The sequence below is a fragment of the Rhodopseudomonas palustris genome, assembly GCF_013415845.1.
GTDB classification, from domain to species: Bacteria; Pseudomonadota; Alphaproteobacteria; order Rhizobiales; family Xanthobacteraceae; genus Rhodopseudomonas; species Rhodopseudomonas palustris_F.
In genome coordinates, this window is record NZ_CP058907.1 from 2,379,334 (window position 1) to 2,396,303 (window position 16,970).

Here is a 16,970-nt window from a genome sequence, read left to right on the forward strand (position 1 = left end):
GATGGATGACGCAAAGCGAACCGACCGAGCAGAAACGGGCAGGGCGTCCGTTTCCGGTGTCATGGGATCAGTTTCACCGCGATTGCCGGGCGCTGAGCTGGCGGCTCAACGAACTCGGACCGTTCCACGCGGTGATCGCCATCACCCGCGGTGGATTGGTGCCGGCCGCGATCGTCGCGCGCGAACTCGGCCTGCGCGTGATCGATACAGTGTGCATCGCCAGCTACGAGCACGACAAGCAGGGCGAGCTGCAGGTGCTCAAGGGCGTCTCCGACCAGACCGCCACACTCGGCGGCGGCACCGGCAAGGGCCTGCTGATCATCGACGACCTGGTCGACACCGGCAAGACCGGCCGGATGGTGCGGTCGATGCTGCCCGACGCGCATTTTGCCGCGGTGTACGCCAAGCCGAAGGGCCGTCCATTGGTCGACACCTTCATCACGGAAGTGTCGCAGGACACTTGGATATTCTTCCCCTGGGACACCGGGCTGAGCTTCCAGCCGCCGCTCAAGGACGGGGCGGGGTAAGGAAACGTCTAGTAGGCAAGTTTCTCGTCCTGGGTCTGACACGCGCCGCAGCTTCACCTCTCTCCGCGCGCCTGAGCTTTTCGGGTGGCTGGACGCCGTCGCCGGTGATCTGATCGCTGATTGAGGGCGCTCGGCGGCGTGGCGACGCCCCCTCATCCCAGCCTTCTCCCCGCGCGCGGGGAGAAGGAGCGCGCCGTGCGCGGGGATGGTTCTGGCCATGATGTTGATGAGGTCAGCATGCCCCTGCAGAACCGCGTCACCCCGTTCGGCGAGATCGTTGCGGTGGCGGCGCGCGGGATGTTCACCGGCAATCGCGGCATCATTCATGATCCGGCGACCAGGACGCTGCTGCGCATGCGCTGGTCGAGTCGCGCTTGGATCACCTGTGCCTGCGAGTTCCGCGGCCGCCGCCGCGATGTGATGGCGACGCGGAGCTGGACCGAGCTGTTCTTTCTCGACGAGGCGACCGCGCTCGCGGCCGGGCACCGGCCTTGCTACTATTGCCGCCGCACCGACGCCAACGCCTTCGCCGCCACCTGGGCGCATGGCAACGGGCTCGCAGGCGTCAGCGCCAAACAGATCGACATCACACTGCATCGCGAACGGCTCGACGGCCGTACCAAGCGACTGCATCCGCTGCCGTGTCCGATCGATGAGTTACCGGATGGATCGATGGTCGCGGACGTAATGCCCGACGATGCCGGCGTCCGCGATGGTACCTGCACCGGCACTGTTTATCTGTTCACGCGGGGTGGGCTGCTGCGGTGGTCGTTTGAGGGGTATCAGCCGGTCGAAGTGGCGGTGATCGAAGGCTTGCAGGATCGTCTCTTCCTACTCACGCCACCGTCAACGCTAAGGGCTCTTGAAGCCGGGTATCAACCCGCACTGCATCCAAGTGCTCGCGCAAACTGACCACCGTCATTCCGGGGCGCTCGCGCAGCGAGCGAGCCCGGAATCCATAACCCCTGTGCGCGGGGGACATCACCCGCGGCTGTCACTTTGCGTAAAATCATCACGGGGAATATGGATTCCGGGTTCGCGCTACGCGCGCCCCGGAATGACGAACGAGAGAGCGTTTCTGGGGCTCGCTCGGCAAAACTGGCGACCTACTTAAACCGCTCCCGCGCCAATTCTGCGCCGGCGCCAAGCGCAGCGAGTTTCGCTTCGGCTATCTCCCGCCGCATCGGGGCCATGCCGCAGTTGGTGGTGGCGATGATGTTGCTCTTCGGCACGTGCTGCATCACCGCTTCGATGGTGGCGCAGACGTCTTCGGCCGTCTCGACCTCGTCGCTGGCGACATCGATGACGCCGGCCTGGACGATCTTGCCCTTCAGCAACGATAACAGTTCCAGCGGCACTTTCGAATTGCGGCATTCGACCGCGACCTGCTGGATCGAGCTGGCGTCGATCGCCGGGAAGATGTCCTCGTATTGCCGCCACTCGGCGCCGAGTGTTTCCTTCCAATCGGTGTTGGCCTTGATGCCGTAGCCGTAGCAGATGTGGACGGCGGTGGCGCAGGTCAGGTCCTGCGCGGCACGCTCCAGAGCCTTGACGCCCCAGTCGGCAGCCTCGCTCATGTAGACATTGAAGGCCGGCTCGTCGAACTGGATCATGTCGATGCCGTCGGCCTGCAGCGCCTTGGCTTCCTCGTTGAGCAGTTCGGCGAAGGCGAATGCCATCTTGACGCGGTCGCCGTAGTAGCGATCGGCGATGGTGTCGATGATCGTCATCGGGCCGGGCAGGGTGAACTTGATCTTGTGCGTGCTATGCGCGCGCGCGATCTGGCCTTCAAAGCCGTGAACGCGGCCCTTCAGCCGCAGCGGCGCCACCACCTGAGGCACCATCGCTTTGTAGCGATCGTTGCGGATGCCCATCTCGACCTTGTGGGCGAAGTCGATGCCCTCGACGGCTTCGAGGAAGCCGTGGACGAAATGCTGCCGCGCCTGTTCGCCCTCGGTGACGATGTCGATCCCTGAGTCTTCCTGCAGCTTCAGCGCCAGGATGGTGGCGTCGCGCTTGGCGCGGAGCAGCTCCGCGCCCGTCGACTTCCACGGCGCCCATAGTTTGTTGGGCTCGGCCAGCCATTCCGGTTTCGGCAACGAGCCGGCGATCGTGGTCGGAAACAGCATCGTGTTCTCTCCCTGCAGCCTAACATGGGGCCTGATTGACGGCCTCTGTGCCACGTCCGCGGCAGGGCGTACAGAAGTGCGAGACCGAGGTGACAAGCCGGCCTAAGCCGGGCTAGGATCGACGCAAACCCGTCAAGAGGACCCTGCCGCCATGATCGATCTGTATTACGCGCCGACGCCGAACGGCTGGAAGATCTCGATCATGCTGGAAGAGTGCGGCCTGCCTTACAAGGTGGTGCCGATGCAGCTCGGCCGCGGCGATCAGCACCAGCCGGAATTCCTCAAGCTCAGCCCCAACGGACGAATGCCGGCGATTGTGGATCATGCGCCGATCGGCGGCGGCGCGCCGCTGTCGGTGTTCGAGAGTGGGACGATTCTGATCTATCTGGCGGAGAAATCCGGGCAGCTGATGCCGACCGAGACGCGGGAGCGGTTTGAGGTGATGCAGTGGCTGATGTGGCAGATGGCTGGGCTCGGGCCGATGCTCGGGCAGAACGGCCACTTCCTGCTGTATGCGCCGGAGAAGATTCCGTACGCGATCGACCGCTACAGCCGCGAAGCGAAGCGGCTCTACGGCGTGCTCGATCAGCGGCTGGCCGATCGCGACTATATCGCCGGCGACTACTCGATCGCCGACATCGCCTGCTTTCCCTGGATTATGACCCACAAGGCGCAGGGCTTGACGCTCGACGACTATCCGAACATCAAGCGCTGGTATGCGGCGCTTCGCGCTCGTCCGATGTTGCAGGCAGGTCTCGCCCTTGGCAAGGAAGACAAGAAGCCGATGGACGAACAGGCCCGCAAGCTGCTGTTCGGCGTCGACAAGCCGGCGCATGCCGATGCCCAGGCGCAGAGCGCGCAGCAGCAGTGATGATGCGGCACAACGCAAGGCGCGAAACAGGGATGGGCGACGATCAGCTTCTGGCGCAGTCCTATCATCGACGTCATCGCCCGGCTTGTCCGGGCGACCCAGTATTCCAGAGCGTTCGTTGCGAACGTCGGCGCTCTGCAATACTGGATCCCCCGCATCCGCGGGGGATGACGGTTGTCGCGTAGCGATGTCGTGCGCGGACTCAAGCGTTCGTCATTCCGGGGCGCGCAGCGAAGCTGCGCGAGCCCGGAATCCATACGCCGCAGCGTTGGCGGTGGAGCAGGGCGTCGGTTGCGCGTTGCTTGATCGCGAGGCTAGGGGATATGGATTCCGGGTTCGCTCCCTGGTGCGAGCGCCCCGGAATGACGAGTCGAGAGTTTGAACAACGAACAATAATCAACAACAACGGAGGAAATCCCGATGCTCGAGTTCTTCTTCGACTGCTCCAGTCCGTGGACGTATCTTGCCTTTCACAACATCCAGCCGCTGGCGAAGGAGATGGGCGAGGAGATTTCGTGGCGGCCGATCTTGGTCGGCGGCATCTTCAATTCGGTCAATCCGAGCGTGTATGAATCGCGCAAGACGCCGGTGCCGCTGAAGGCGCATTACATGAAGAAGGATTTGGCGGACTGGGCGCGATCGTCAAACTTGGCGATCAAGATGCCGCCCAGCGTGTTTCCGGTGAACAGCGTCAAGGCGATGCGTGGCTGTCTCTGGCTGTTGCGCGACAAGCCCGACGCGATGGTGCCGTTTGCGACCGCGGTGTTCGAAGCCTATTGGGGCGACGACCAGGACATCTCCAAGGACGACGTACTAAGCGCGATCTGCACCAAATGTGGCCTTGACCCGCAGGCATTCTTTGCCGCGATCGCGGAGCAGAGCATCAAGGATCAGCTCAAGGACAACACCGACGAGGTGATGGCGCGGGGCGGCTTCGGCTCGCCGACCATCTTTGTGGACAAAACCGACATGTATTTTGGTAACGATCGGCTGCCGTTGGTGCGCGAGGCGCTGGCGCGCCGCAAGGCGGGTGCCGCCTGATGCCGAAGGCTGTAGTATGCCGCGAACTCGGCCCTCCCGAGTCGCTGCGGCTGGAAGAGATTGAACGCAAGGCATTGAAGCCCGGCGACGTGCGGATCGCGATCCGCGCTGCCGGCATCAACTTCCCCGACATCCTGATGTGCGCCGGCGAGTATCAGCTCAAGCCGGAGCTGCCGTTCATTCCTGGAATGGAGGCGGCCGGTGAGATCATCGAACTCGGAGCTGATGTGACCAGCGTCAAGCTCGGCGATCGGGTGATCGTCAAGCTGCGGTTCGGCGCCTATGCCGAAGAGGTGGTGGCTGCGGCCTTGCAGCTCACGCCGGCGCCGGCGAATTTCGATTTTGCCGAAGCTGCGACTTATCTGGCCGGCCACGGCACCGCCTGGCACGGGCTGGTCGAGCGCGGCCAGCTGCAGCCCGGCGAAGTTCTACTGGTGCACGGCGCCGGCGGCGGCGTTGGGCTCGCGGCGGTCGAGGTCGGCAAGTATCTCGGCGCCACCGTGATAGCGGCGGCGTCGAGCGAAGAGAAGCTCGCGGTGGCGCGGCAGCGCGGAGCCGACCACGGCATCCTCTACGGCGCCGAGCCGTTCAAGGATGCGGTGAAGCGTATCACCGAGGGCCGCGGCGCCGACGTGGTGTTCGATCCGGTCGGCGGCCAGATCTTCGAAGACAGTGTGCGCTGTATCAATTGGGGCGCGCGGCTGCTGGTGGTCGGCTTTACCGGCGGCATCGGGCTCGCGCGCACCAACCTGATCCTGATGAAGGGCGCGAGCGTGATCGGCGTCCGTGCCGGCGAGGCGGTGCGGCGCGATCCAGCGCGCGGCGAGCAGCGCACCGCCAAGCTGCTCGAGCTCGCCGCCAAAGGCGTGCTTCGCCCCAACGTGTCGCATCGCTTGCCGCTGTCGCAATGGGCGCCGGCGATGCGTTTGCTGATCGACCGCAAGGCCATCGGCCGGGTCGCGCTGCTCCCGTAGCACGGAATTTCACGCGCCCGCGGCGAGCGAAGATTTCGCTTGGCGCGGGTTTCGCGATGTGGAATGTGCAGCGCGGAACAACGAGGTTGGAATGAGCACTGAACTGGAACTCGACGCCTATATCAAGCTCGTCGGCACCGAGATCGGCGTGTCGGAATGGCATGTGCTCGATCAGAAGCGGATCGATCAGTTCGCCGATTGCACCGAGGATTGGCAGTACATCCACGTCGATCCGGAGCGCGCCGCGCGCGAGACGCCGTTCGGCACCACGATCGCTCACGGCTTCCTGACGCTGTCGATGCTGAGCGTGTTCTCCTACGAGGCGATGCCGAAGATCAAGGGCGTCACCATGGGCGTCAACTACGGCTTCGACCGGCTGCGCTTCATCTCGCCGGTGAAGGCGGGATCGCGCGTGCGCGGCCGCTTCATGCTGGCGGAAGCCACTCTGCGCAAGCCGGGCGAATTGTTGTCGCGTACCAGCGTCAACGTCGAAATCGAGGGTGAGAAGCGCTCGGCCCTCGTGGCTGACTGGCTCGGCCTGATCTACTTCGAACAATAAATCCGGGGAAGCAATACACATGGCTATCAGGTTCGACGGACGCGTCGCCATCGTCACCGGCGCGGGCAACGGTCTCGGCCGCGCGCATGCGCTGGGTCTCGCGGCGCTCGGCGCCAAGGTGGTGGTGAACGATTTCGGCGGCGCGCGTGACGGCACCGGCGGTTCGATGACCGCGGCCGAGACGGTGGTCGAAGAGATCAAGAAGGCCGGCGGCACTGCGATGGCCGACGGTGCCGACGTGTCGAACTACGAGCAGGTCCAGGAGATGGTCGCGAGGGCGACCAAGGAGTGGGGCAGCGTCGACCTGCTGGTCGCCAACGCCGGCATCCTGCGCGACAAGTCGTTCGGCAAGATGGAGCTGAGCGACTTCCAGAAGGTGATCGACGTGCATCTCGCCGGCACCTTCTACTGCTGCAAGGCGGTGTGGGACGGCATGAAGGAGCGCAACTACGGCCGCATCGTGCTGACCACCTCGTCGTCGGGCATGTTCGGCAATTTCGGCCAGGCCAACTACGGTGCTGCGAAGGCCGGCATCGTCGGGCTGATGAACGTGCTGGCGCAGGAAGGCCGCAAGACCGACATCCGCGTCAACACCGTGTCGCCGACCGCCGCGACCCGCATGACCGAAGAGCTGCTGCCGCCGCAGGCGCTGCAACTGATGAAGCCGGAGGCGATTACGCCCGCGGTGCTGTTCCTGCTGAGCGACAACGCGCCGACCCGCACCACGCTCGGCGCCGGTGCCGGCTCGTTCGCGCAGATCAAGATCATCGAGACCGAAGGCATCAACCTGCCGGAGTCCGAATGGACCCCCGACGCGATCGCCGCGCATTTCGCCGAGATCAGCGACGACTCCAAGGCCCAGGCGCTCGAAGGCGCGTTCCAGCAGACGCAGAAGTACGTGGCGCAGGCCGCCGCGCGCCTCGGCATCAAGATGTGAGACCGTGCTGCGGCTCGGTCGAGTCGCAGAACAAATCCGGATTCCGGGTTCGCTCGCTGGCGCGAGCGCCCCGGAATGACGGAGCTGGGACAAGGTCTCTCCACGAGTCATTCCGGGTCACGCCGAAGGCGTGAACCCGGAATCTCTACGCCGATCCCGGTTCGTGTATAAGCGCCGGATGATTTTCATCGCAGGCAGCCGTCGTGGCTGACATTCTCGACATCGACGCCGCCGTGATCGGCGCCGGCCCGGCTGGGCTGATGGCGGCCGAGCAGCTTGCGCGCGGCGGCCTGCGCGTCACCGTGTTCGACGGCATGGGCGCGCCGGCGCGGAAGCTTCTGCTGGCCGGCCGCGGCGGCCTCAATCTCACCCACAGCGAAGCCAAGCCGGACTTTCTGTCGCGCTATGGCGCGGCGCAGGCGCGGCTGGCCCCGGCGATCGAGGCGTTCGGGCCGCGGCAACTGCGTGCCTGGGCCGACGAACTGGAGCAGCCGACCTTTGTGGGCTCCAGCGGGCGGGTGTTTCCGGTCGCGATGAAGGCCTCGCCGCTGCTGCGCGCCTGGCTGCGCCGGCTGGATGCGCAGGGCGTGCAGCTTCGACTGAAGCATCGCTGGACCGGATGGGACGGCGAGGGAAGGCTGTTGGTCGACACGCCGGACGGATCGCGCGCCATCGCGGCGCGGGCGACGGTGCTGGCGCTCGGCGGCGCGAGCTGGCCGCGGCTCGGCTCGGATGGAAGCTGGCGCGGTTTGCTGGCTGCCAAGGGCATCACGATCGCGCCGCTGCGGCCGGCGAATTGCGGCTTCGTCGCAGAGTGGTCGGCGCTGTTCGCAGACAAGTATCAGGGCGCGCCGCTGAAGAATGTGGCGCTATCGTTCGGCACTCGCACCGTCCGCGGCGAGGCGGTGATCACCCGCGAAGGCATTGAAGGCGGCGCGATCTACGCGATCTCGGCACTGTTGCGCGACGCGATCCTGGCAGACGGCGATGCGAAGCTGTCGATCGCGCTTCGCCCCGATCTCACGGCAGATGATCTCGCTGCGCGATTAGCAAAGCCGCAGGGCAAGCAGTCGCTGTCGACGTATTTGCGCAAAACGGCGGGGTTGCCACCGGCCGGCATCGGCCTGCTGCAGGAAGCAGCCCATGCATCGGGCCGCGCGTTGGCGACGCTGCCGCCCGATCAGCTCGCCGCGCTGATCAATGCCGTGCCAGTGCGCCTGGTCGGCACCGCACCGATCGAGAAGGCGATCTCGACCGCGGGCGGCATCGCGCTCGACGAAATCGACGCGAACTACATGCTGCATAAGCTACCCGGCGTCTTCGCCGCCGGCGAGATGCTCGACTGGGAAGCTCCGACCGGCGGCTATCTGCTCACCGCCTGTTTCGCCACCGGCGCCGAAGCAGGGCGAGGCGCGCTGCGCTGGCTGCAGCGGAGCTGACGCTGCCTATTGCGTCACGACCGAAAGGCTTGCGACGGGGGACGACGCATCGCTGCGGCGGCTCGGGAACATCACCTTCGCGCAGGCAGCGCTGAGTTGGGTGCGCTTGGCGATCAGGCAGGCAGTGATGCGCGGCACGTTGGGGATCTCGGGGCGGCACAGCCGCATCACGTCGGGCCTGCAGGCGCGACGCTCCTGCGGTGTGCCTTGCGCCGATGCCGGACTCGTCATCACGGTCGAGCACAGCGTCGCGGCCGCGACGAGGGAGGCGGCGGATAGTCTGGAGCGGCGGGCGAAGTCGTTAGCTGAAGCAGTCATGGTCCAGTCCTTCACGAGGTGGGGGAATGCAGAAAGGTTGCGACGATGCTGCGCGCCAGCAGTGACGGCGCTTCGGCGGGGGCGATGTCCGGCGCGATCTCGTTCAGCAGCACCGGCACCGAATGCGGCTGATGCACCGAGTTGCTGAGCAGCAGGAAGAACAGCGCCGGATGCTGTGTCCGCACCACGCCGCAATCGATGCCGGCCTGAACTAGGTCGCGGACCGACTGATAAGCCGGACGGGCGAGCCGATCGATCAGCAGCGCAGCGCGCTCCGGCGCTTCGGCGGCGTGCTGCGCGACGAACTGCCGGACTTCCGGATGGGCGATGCCGAACGCCACGAAGGTCTCGATCGCTTCACGCAGCCGGTCATAGGCGGGGCGGTCGGTTTCGGCGGAGAGCCTGGTCATCACCGCCATGATCGGAGCGGCTTCCCGGGTCACGGCGTCGAGGCAGGCGAGCCACAGCGCGGCCTTGTCGCCGAAATGAATCCGGATCAGCCCGGTATCGACATCAGCGGCCTTGGCGATGCTGCGCAGATCCGCGCGCTCGAAGCCGAGCTCGGCGAAGGCGCGGGTCGCGGCGGTGAGCAGGGCGGCGCGGCCGCTCGGCGCCCCGGCGGGGCGGCGGCCGCGTGGACGATGGGGTAGGGGCGAAGCTGTTGTCATGTTTATATCCACAATTGTGGATATAAACTCAGGCGCGCGCCGAGTCAATCCGCTCAGTCGGTGTGGTTATTAAATACCGTTCAAAGCTTCGGAAGAGGCCTTATCAGGCGCTTTCGATCTCTTCGCGCAGCATTTCCAGCTCGAGCCAGCGATGCTCGGAGGCGTGCAGCTCGTCGTGAGCCTTGGCCATCGCGGCCGAGACCTTGTCGAACTTGGCGCGGTCGCGGGCGAACAGCTGCGGATCGTCGAGCTGCTTCTGCAGGTCGGCGATCTCGGCCTCCAGTTTGGCGATGGTCTTGGGCAGGGTTTCCAGCGCGTGCTTCTCGTTGAAGCTCAGCTTGCGCTTCGGCGCCGGCGCGGTGGCGGGCGAGGGAGCAGCCTTCGCGGCGGCCGGCTCGGTCGCGGCGGCCTTGGCCGGCTGCCGGCTCAGGTCGGCGCCGCGCTGCGCCAGCATGTCGGAATAGCCGCCGGCATATTCGATCCATTTGCCGCCGCCGTCCGGCGCGATCACCGAGGTGACGACCCGGTCGAGAAAGTCGCGGTCGTGGCTGATCAGGATCACCGTGCCGTCGTAGTCGCCGAGCATCTCCTCGAGCACGTCGAGGGTTTCGAGATCGAGGTCGTTGGTCGGCTCGTCGAGCACGAGCAGGTTCGACGGGTTGGCCAGCGAGCGCGCAAGCATCAGCCGACCGCGTTCGCCGCCGGATAGCGCTTCCAGCGGCGTGCGCGCCTGCTCTTGGGTGAACAGGAAGTCCTTCATGTAGCCGATCACATGGCGCGGCTTGCCGCCGACCATCACCTGGTCGCCGCGGCCGCCGGTCAGTGCGTCGGAGAGCGTCGATTTCGGATCCAAGCTGTCGCGGCTCTGGTCCAGCGTGGCGATCTCCAGATTGGTGCCGAGCCGCACCGTGCCGCTGTCGGGGGCAAGCGCGCCGGTCAGCAGGCTGATCAGCGTGGTCTTGCCGGCGCCGTTCGGGCCGACGATGCCGACGCGGTCGCCGCGATTGATCCTTATCGAGAAGGCGTCAACGATCGGGCGCTCGCCCCAGGCCTTGCTGATCGACTTGGCTTCGATCACCAGCTTGCCGGACTTGTCGGCCTCGGCCGCGGCGAGCGAAGCCGCCCCGGTCGGTCCGCGATAGTCGCGGCGCTGGGCGCGCAGCTCGTGCAGGCCGGCGAGCCGCTTGACGTTGCGCTTGCGGCGGCCGGAGACGCCGTAGCGCAGCCAGTGCTCTTCCATCACGATCTTGCGGTCGAGCTTGTGCTGATCGCGCTCTTCCTCGGCCAGCACGTCGTCGCGCCAGCTTTCGAACTGCGAGAAGCCGCGGTCGATCTGGCGGATCACGCCGCGGTCGAGCCAGGCGGTGGCGCGCGACAGATTGGTGAGGAAGCGGCGGTCGTGGCTGATCATTACGATCGCGCATCTGCGCTGGGCGAGATCGTTTTCCAGCCATTCGATCGTCGTCAGGTCGAGATGGTTGGTCGGCTCGTCGAGCAGCAGGATGTCGGGATCGGGTGCCAGAATCCGCGCCAGCGCCGCGCGACGGGCCTCGCCGCCGGACAGATGAGCGGGGTTCTCGTCGCCGTGCAGGCCGAGCTGTTCGAGCAGATAGGCGGCCTGATAGTGATCGTCGCCCGGCGCGAGCCCGGCCTCGACATAGGCCAGCGTGGTGGCGAAGCCGTCGAAATCCGGCTCCTGCGGCAGATAGCGCACGGTGGCGCCGGGCTGCACGAAGCGGCTGCCGCGATCGGGCTCGATCAGGCCGGCGACGATCTTGAGCAGCGTCGACTTGCCGGAGCCGTTGCGGCCGATCAGGCACAGCCGGTCGCCGGCGGAGACGGCGAGTTCGACGCCGTCGAACAGCGCGGCGCCGCCGAAGGTCAGCGCGATGTCTTTCAGTTGGATCAGCGGCGGCGCCATATTCGGTCCATCAGGTCGGAGCGGCCCTGCGGCGCGCGATCCTGCGGATCGCGCTATCGAGCGCCGAGAGAAAGGTGGAGCGGTCGCGCGGCGAAAACGCGCGCGGGCCGCCGGTGATCTCGCCGGTCGAGCGCAGATCGGTCATCAGATTGCGCACCGCCAGCGTCATGCCGATCGACTCCTCGGTGAACGGCTTGCCGTTCGGAGCGATCGCGGTGGCTCCCGCTTTGACGCAGCGGCTCGCCAGCGGAATGTCCGCGGTGATGACGATATCGCCCGGTTTGATCCGCTCCGCAATCCAATCGTCGGCCGCATCCATGCCGGAACCGGCCGCGACGCGCTCGATCAGTGGATGCTGCGGCACCCGGATGAAGCCGCCTGCCACCAACGTCACCGGAAGATGGTGACGCTCGGCCACCTTGTACACCTCGTCCTTCACCGGACAGGCGTCGGCGTCGACATAGATGCGGGTGAGGGCGTCGGTCATCGGGCGGTGTGCAGTCCTCTGGGAGCGGCCTTGCGTTGCCGGCGCAGTGGCGTAGCATCGCCGGCAACGATCGCCAACAAGATCGGGCAAACCGGGAGACACCATGGCCGCACCGCTTGCGCCCTGGCGCGTCAGCGCCTTCAACACCGCCAAACAATCCGAAAACAAGATGCACGACGACACCGTGGCCCGCCGCTTCGGCTTCACCGGCGGCCTGGTGCCCGGGGTCGAGGTGATGGCCTATATGATGCATCTGCCCGTCGCCCTCTGGGGTCGGGACTTCCTGGAGCGGGGGCTGATCGAGGCGCGCTTCGTCAAGCCGGTGTACGATGGCGAGACCGCGACGGTGACCGGCGAGGAGCAGGGCGAGGCCATCACGCTCGCGGTCGAGAGCCGCGGCGAGCTCTGTGCCACCGGCAGCGCATCGCTACCGGTGCGGGCGCCAGCGGTTGATCTCGCAGCCTATCCGGAGACAGCCGCGGCGACGAACCGGCCGCCGGTCGGCGTGCAGTCGTTTCCGGAGGGGCACTGGTTCGGTACCGCGCCGGTGAATTGGGGCGGAGCGAAGCTGCGCGACTATCTCGACGAGATTCGCGAGACCGATCCGATCTATCGAAGCGATGATCTGATCCATCCCGGCACGCTGCAGCGGATCATGAACCGCGTGCTGGTCGACAATGTCGTGCTTGGGCCGTGGATCCATGTCGGATCGAAGATGCAGCTGCTCGCCGCGGCGCGCGGTGACGACGTGCTGACCGCGCGGGCCAAAGTGGTCGCCAACTACGACAAGAAGGGCCACCGCTTCGCCGAGTTCGACGCGCTGATCGTGGCGAATGGCGACCGGCCGGTGGCGCATTGTCACCACGTCGTGATCTTCGCACCGCGGCAGCGGGCGGCCGCGTAGCAGGCGCTTATTCCGCAAGGCGGGCGGCGGGCGACGTCATGCGACGTTCTGCCCCTCTCGCCTTGCGGGCGGGTGCGGCGACAATGCGTAGCGATGATCACGGCCAACAGGGAGGGCGGGGCACATCGATCCATGCGCAGGCGCCGGCGATACGGCCGAACTGATAACAAATCAAAAAATCATCCGGAGGAAACATGACACTCGTTCAACGGGCGGCAGCGATGATGCTGGCCGCGCCGCTGCTGCTCGGGGCACCCGCCTTCGCGCAGCAACAGGCCCCGCTCAAGATCGGTCTGCTCGGCGACTTCCAGTCGGTGTATTCCGACATCGGCGGCCAGGGCAATGTCGAAGCCGCCAAGATGGCGATCGAGGAGATGGGCGGCACGATGTTCGGCAAGCCGATCGAGTTCATCTCGGCGGACGTGCAGAACAAGCCCGACATCGCCGCGTCGCTGGCGCGCAAATGGTACGAGAATGAAAACGTCGACATGATCGTCGATCTGCCGACCTCGGCCACCGCGCTCGCCGCGATGGAGATGTCGAAGAAGTTCGAGAAGATCATGATCGTCACCGACGCGGCGTCGTCGGACATCACCGGCAAATCGTGCTCGCCCTACACCGCGCACTGGACCTACGACACCTATTCCAACGCCCACACCGTCGGCTCGGCGATCGTGAAGAACGGCGGCGACACCTGGTTCTTCATCACCGCGGACTATCTGTTCGGCCACTCGATCGAACGCGACACTGGCGAGGTGGTGAAAGCGGCGGGCGGCAAGGTGCTCGGTAGCGCGCGGCATCCCTTCAACAACGCCGACTTCTCGTCGTTCCTGCTGCAGGCGCAGTCGTCGAAGGCCAAGATCATCGGCATGGCCAATGGCGGTGGCGACACCATCAACACCATCAAGCAGGCGGCTGAATTCGGCATCGTCACCGGCGGCCAGAAGCTCGCCGGCATCGTGATGTTCATCTCCGACATCCACAGCCTGGGGCTGAAGATGGCCAACGGCCTGATCATCACCGAGGCGTATTATTGGGACCTCAACGACCGCACCCGCGCGTTCGGCAAGAAGTTTTACGAGCGCACCAAGCGGATGCCGACGATGAACCAGGCCGCGACCTACAGCGCGACGTTGCATTACCTGAAGGCGGTGAAGGCGGCGAACAGCAAGGACACCAAGACGGTGCTGGCGAAGATGCGAGAACTGCCGGTGCGCGACGCCTTCACCGACAACGGCTTCCTGCGCGAAGACGGCCGCATGGTGCACTCGATGTTCCTGTTCGAGGTCAAGAAGCCGGAGGAATCCAAGGCGCCATGGGACTACTACAAGGTCCTCGCCGAAGTCCCCGGCGACCAGGCCTTCCGCCCCCTGAAAGACGGCGGTTGCCCGCTGGTGAAGACGGAGTAGAGAGCTGGCCTCTGACAATGAGGCCGTGTACTCCGCACAACAGACGTCGTCGCCGGGCTCGACCCGGCGACCCATCTTCTTCGTAGAATGATATTGTTGCGCGCAACACGCGAGATGGATGCGCGGGCCTTCGCCGCGCCGAAGCGGCTACGGCCGCGCAGGCGGGTCAAGCCCGCGCATGACTTTTCGTAGTAAGGCAGGCTCGCCCCTGAGAAATGCGCAGCGGCCGCGTTTCACGCCGCTGTCTTCGCCTTCGCCTCGTGGATCGCGCGCCACACCTTCTCAGGCGTCAGCGGCATGTCGAGCGTCGTCACGCCGTAATCCTTCAGCGCATCGAGCGCCGCGTTGACGATGGTGGCGAGCGAGCCGGCGCAGCCGGCTTCGCCGCAGCCCTTGGTGCCGAGCGGATTGGTCTTGGCCGGCACCGGGTGATCGCCCACAGTCATCAGCGGGATATCCTCGGCGCGCGGCAGCGCGTAGTCCTGCAGCGAGCCGGTGATCGGCTGGCCGTCGGCGTTGTACGAGACCTTCTCCATCAGCGCCTGGCCGATGCCTTGGGCGACGCCGCCGTGCAACTGGCCGGCGACGATCATCGGATTGACCACGGTGCCGAAGTCGTTGACCGCGGTGTAGCGCACCACGCGGGTGACGCCGGTGTCGGGATCGATCTCGACCTCCGCCACATGGCAGCCGTTGGGGAAGGCAGAGGGGACGCCCTCGGTGGTGTGATCGACGTCGAGCGAAGCCGGCACTCCCTCTGGCAGCTCCGCGCCGCGCAGCCGCTGTGCCAGGTCCATGATGCCGATGTTGCGGTCGGTGCCGGCGACAGTGAAACGGCCATCGGCGAACTCGATGTCGGCTTCGGCGGTCTCCAGCAGATGCGCGGCGGCGCTCTTGCCCTTGGCGATCACCTTCTGCGACGCCTCGACGATCGCCATGCCGCTGGCGGTGATCGAGCGCGATCCGCCGGTGCCGTTGCCGGTGTGGACGATATCGCTGTCGCCCTGTTCGAGCCGGATGCGCTCGAACGGCACGCCGAGAAACGTGCTGAGCACCTGCGCGAACGGCGTCGCATGGCCCTGGCCATAGTCGAGCGTGCCGGTGATCAGCCGCACCGTGCCATCGGCCTCGAACACGATCTTGCCGAGTTCGGGGTTCGGCGGCGCCGTTACTTCCAGATAGGAGCCGACCGCGATGCCGCGCAGCTTGCCGGCCTTGCGCGCGTCCTTCTTGCGCTTGGCGAAGCCGTCATAGTCGGACAGTTCCAGCGCCTGGCCGAACACGCCGGCGAAATCGCCGCTGTCGTAGGTGACGCCGGAGCAGGCGGTGAACGGCATCTGCGTCGGCTTGATGAAGTTGCGCTTGCGCAAGGTGAGGCGGTCGATCCCCATCTCGTCGGCGGCGCGATCGATCAGCCGCTCCAGGAAGTAGTTGGCCTCCGGCCGGCCGGCACCGCGATAGGCACCCATCAGCGTGACGTTGGTGACGACGCATTTGATATCGACGCTGAGCAGCGGCGTCCGGTACACGCTGCCGATGTTCTTGCCGGTGTTGAGCGACAGCGGCAGCGGCGCGACGCCGGTGATATAGGCGCCGAGATTGCCGGTGCCGGACAGGCGGATCGCCAAAAAGCGGCCGCCGGCATCCAGCGCCAGTTCGGCGCGGATCTGCTGGCCGCGGCCCTGGCTGTCAGACAGAAAGCTGGTCGAGCGCTCGTCGGTCCACTTCACCGGGCGGCCGAGCGTCTTGGCGGCGTGCAGAATGCAGATGTACTCGGGGTAAGAGATGTTCTTCATCCCGAACGAGCCGCCGACCTGGCCGGTCAGCACCCGCACCTTGTCGGTCGGCACGCCGAGTAGTTTGGCGAGCGTATTGCGGTTGCCGGAGACGCCCTGGGTCGGAAGCTGAATGGTGTAGCGGCCGTTCTGCTGATCGTAGGAGGCTAGCCCGACCCGCGGCTCCATCGGCACCGCGGCGACGCGGGTGTTCTCGATGTCGAGCGTGGTGACATGCGCGGCCGCGGCGAAGGCTGCGTTCACTGCCGCGGTGTCGCCGAAGTGATAGTCGAGCGCGACGTTGTTCTCGATGTGATCATAGAGCTGCGGCGCGCCGGGCTGCATCGCGGCTTCGGCATCGGTGACGGCGGGCAGCGGTTCGATATCGAGTTCGACGGCTTCGGCGGCATCGCGCGCCTGCGCCAGCGTCTTGGCGACCACGCAGGCGACCGCTTCGCCGACGAAGCGGACCTTGTCGGTGGGCAGCGCGCCGTGATGGGTCTGCTTCAGCGGCGTGCCGTCGCGGCTCTTCAGCGGCAGACCGGAACTGAACGGAGCGTAGCCGGCTGAAGCGAGGTCCGCGCCGGTGTAGATCGCGCAGACGCCGGGCATTGCCTTGGCGGCGTCGGTGCCGATGCCGCGGATGATGCCGTGCGGATGCGGGCTGCGCACCATCACGGCGTAGAACTGCCCCGGCAGATTGCAGTCGTCGGTGTAGCGGCCCTTGCCGCGCAGCAGAGTTTCGTCCTCCTTGCGCCGGACCGGCTGGCCCACGCCGAATTTGTGCAGCGCGAGGGAAGTGTCGAGCGACGCGATGGCGGGGCGGTCCTGCATGAGGCTGAGTTCCGGCTTGAGAGGCGCGCGGGACGGGAAAAAGCCGCGTGGGGCGGCGTTTCTGCGCGGGGGAATGTCAGTGCTGATAGTTCCAACGGATAACGCAGCCGCCGACACCCCACAACGCACGAAACCGCATGCTTCGCCCGCAGGTGGGTTGCGCCGGGGCGGTGCGCT

General features: G+C 66.0%; 16 protein-coding genes. 10 read left to right on the plus strand and 6 right to left on the minus strand.

The annotated features are described in order from the left end of the window. Positions 1-5 precede the first annotated feature (5 nt). Both gpt and HZF03_RS10895 read left to right on the plus strand, forming a co-directional pair. Positions 6-527 (plus strand): xanthine phosphoribosyltransferase, encoded by a 522-nt coding sequence (gene gpt, locus HZF03_RS10890; protein WP_012495731.1) that lies wholly within the window; start codon positions 6-8, stop codon positions 525-527. 237 nt (positions 528-764) lie between these two features. After that, entirely contained in the window at positions 765-1,439 is a 675-nt protein-coding gene (locus HZF03_RS10895; protein ID WP_119018772.1) for a hypothetical protein, read from the plus strand. Between the two features lie 194 nt (positions 1,440-1,633). Here HZF03_RS10895 and HZF03_RS10900 read toward each other — a convergent pair whose 3' ends face one another. Then, positions 1,634-2,656 (minus strand): methionine synthase, encoded by a 1,023-nt coding sequence (locus tag HZF03_RS10900; protein ID WP_119018771.1) that lies wholly within the window; start codon positions 2,654-2,656, stop codon positions 1,634-1,636. 151 nt (positions 2,657-2,807) lie between these two features. Between HZF03_RS10900 and HZF03_RS10905 the strand changes: the two genes are divergently transcribed. The 6 genes from HZF03_RS10905 (at position 2,808) to HZF03_RS10930 (ending at position 8,477) form a co-directional block, all read left to right on the plus strand. Next, positions 2,808-3,527, plus strand: a complete 720-nt coding sequence (locus tag HZF03_RS10905; protein WP_119018770.1) for a glutathione binding-like protein — start codon at positions 2,808-2,810, stop codon at positions 3,525-3,527. 420 nt (positions 3,528-3,947) lie between these two features. Beyond that, on the plus strand, positions 3,948-4,568 hold the full coding sequence (locus HZF03_RS10910; RefSeq protein WP_119018769.1) for a 2-hydroxychromene-2-carboxylate isomerase: 621 nt from the start codon (positions 3,948-3,950) through the stop codon (positions 4,566-4,568). Further along, positions 4,568-5,542 carry an NADPH:quinone oxidoreductase family protein gene (locus HZF03_RS10915; protein WP_119018768.1) on the plus strand — a complete coding sequence of 325 codons (975 nt, stop codon included), beginning with the start codon at positions 4,568-4,570 and terminating at the stop codon, positions 5,540-5,542. The genes HZF03_RS10910 and HZF03_RS10915 overlap by 1 nt, the downstream gene beginning before the upstream one ends. Before the next feature lie 91 nt (positions 5,543-5,633). Further along, positions 5,634-6,101 carry a MaoC family dehydratase gene (locus HZF03_RS10920; RefSeq protein WP_011157740.1) on the plus strand — a complete coding sequence of 156 codons (468 nt, stop codon included), beginning with the start codon at positions 5,634-5,636 and terminating at the stop codon, positions 6,099-6,101. Between the two features lie 19 nt (positions 6,102-6,120). Then, positions 6,121-7,038, plus strand: coding sequence for an SDR family NAD(P)-dependent oxidoreductase (locus tag HZF03_RS10925; RefSeq protein ID WP_119018767.1), 918 nt, complete (start codon positions 6,121-6,123; stop codon positions 7,036-7,038). A gap of 203 nt (positions 7,039-7,241) precedes the next feature. Continuing rightward, entirely contained in the window at positions 7,242-8,477 is a 1,236-nt protein-coding gene (locus tag HZF03_RS10930; protein ID WP_119018766.1) for a BaiN/RdsA family NAD(P)/FAD-dependent oxidoreductase, read from the plus strand. 6 nt (positions 8,478-8,483) lie between these two features. Here HZF03_RS10930 and HZF03_RS10935 read toward each other — a convergent pair whose 3' ends face one another. The 4 genes from HZF03_RS10935 to HZF03_RS10950 form a co-directional block, all read right to left on the minus strand. Further along, positions 8,484-8,795: a hypothetical protein gene (locus tag HZF03_RS10935; protein ID WP_119018831.1), complete on the minus strand. Its 312-nt coding sequence runs from the start codon at positions 8,793-8,795 to the stop codon at positions 8,484-8,486. An 11-nt stretch (positions 8,796-8,806) separates the two neighbouring features. Then, positions 8,807-9,463 carry a TetR/AcrR family transcriptional regulator gene (locus tag HZF03_RS10940; protein WP_179906303.1) on the minus strand — a complete coding sequence of 219 codons (657 nt, stop codon included), beginning with the start codon at positions 9,461-9,463 and terminating at the stop codon, positions 8,807-8,809. 103 nt (positions 9,464-9,566) lie between these two features. Further along, the gene (locus HZF03_RS10945; protein ID WP_119020083.1) at positions 9,567-11,384 is read right to left on the minus strand and encodes an ABC-F family ATP-binding cassette domain-containing protein; all 1,818 of its coding nucleotides are present in this window, start codon (positions 11,382-11,384) and stop codon (positions 9,567-9,569) included. Positions 11,385-11,394: 10 nt separating this feature from the next. Then, the gene (locus HZF03_RS10950; protein WP_012495741.1) at positions 11,395-11,871 is read right to left on the minus strand and encodes a YaiI/YqxD family protein; all 477 of its coding nucleotides are present in this window, start codon (positions 11,869-11,871) and stop codon (positions 11,395-11,397) included. A 103-nt stretch (positions 11,872-11,974) separates the two neighbouring features. On the opposite strand from HZF03_RS10950, the gene HZF03_RS10955 reads away from it, so the two are divergent. Together HZF03_RS10955 and HZF03_RS10960 are read left to right on the plus strand one after the other, a co-directional pair. After that, positions 11,975-12,775 (plus strand): hotdog family protein, encoded by an 801-nt coding sequence (locus HZF03_RS10955; protein WP_119019721.1) that lies wholly within the window; start codon positions 11,975-11,977, stop codon positions 12,773-12,775. Between the two features lie 194 nt (positions 12,776-12,969). After that, positions 12,970-14,184 (plus strand): ABC transporter substrate-binding protein, encoded by a 1,215-nt coding sequence (locus tag HZF03_RS10960; RefSeq protein ID WP_119019722.1) that lies wholly within the window; start codon positions 12,970-12,972, stop codon positions 14,182-14,184. Positions 14,185-14,417: 233 nt separating this feature from the next. On the opposite strand, the gene HZF03_RS10965 is transcribed toward HZF03_RS10960, so the two are convergent. Further along, a complete protein-coding gene (locus HZF03_RS10965) occupies positions 14,418-16,793 on the minus strand; it encodes a xanthine dehydrogenase family protein molybdopterin-binding subunit (RefSeq protein ID WP_119019723.1) in 2,376 nt (791 codons plus the stop codon). Positions 16,794-16,970 lie beyond the last annotated feature (177 nt).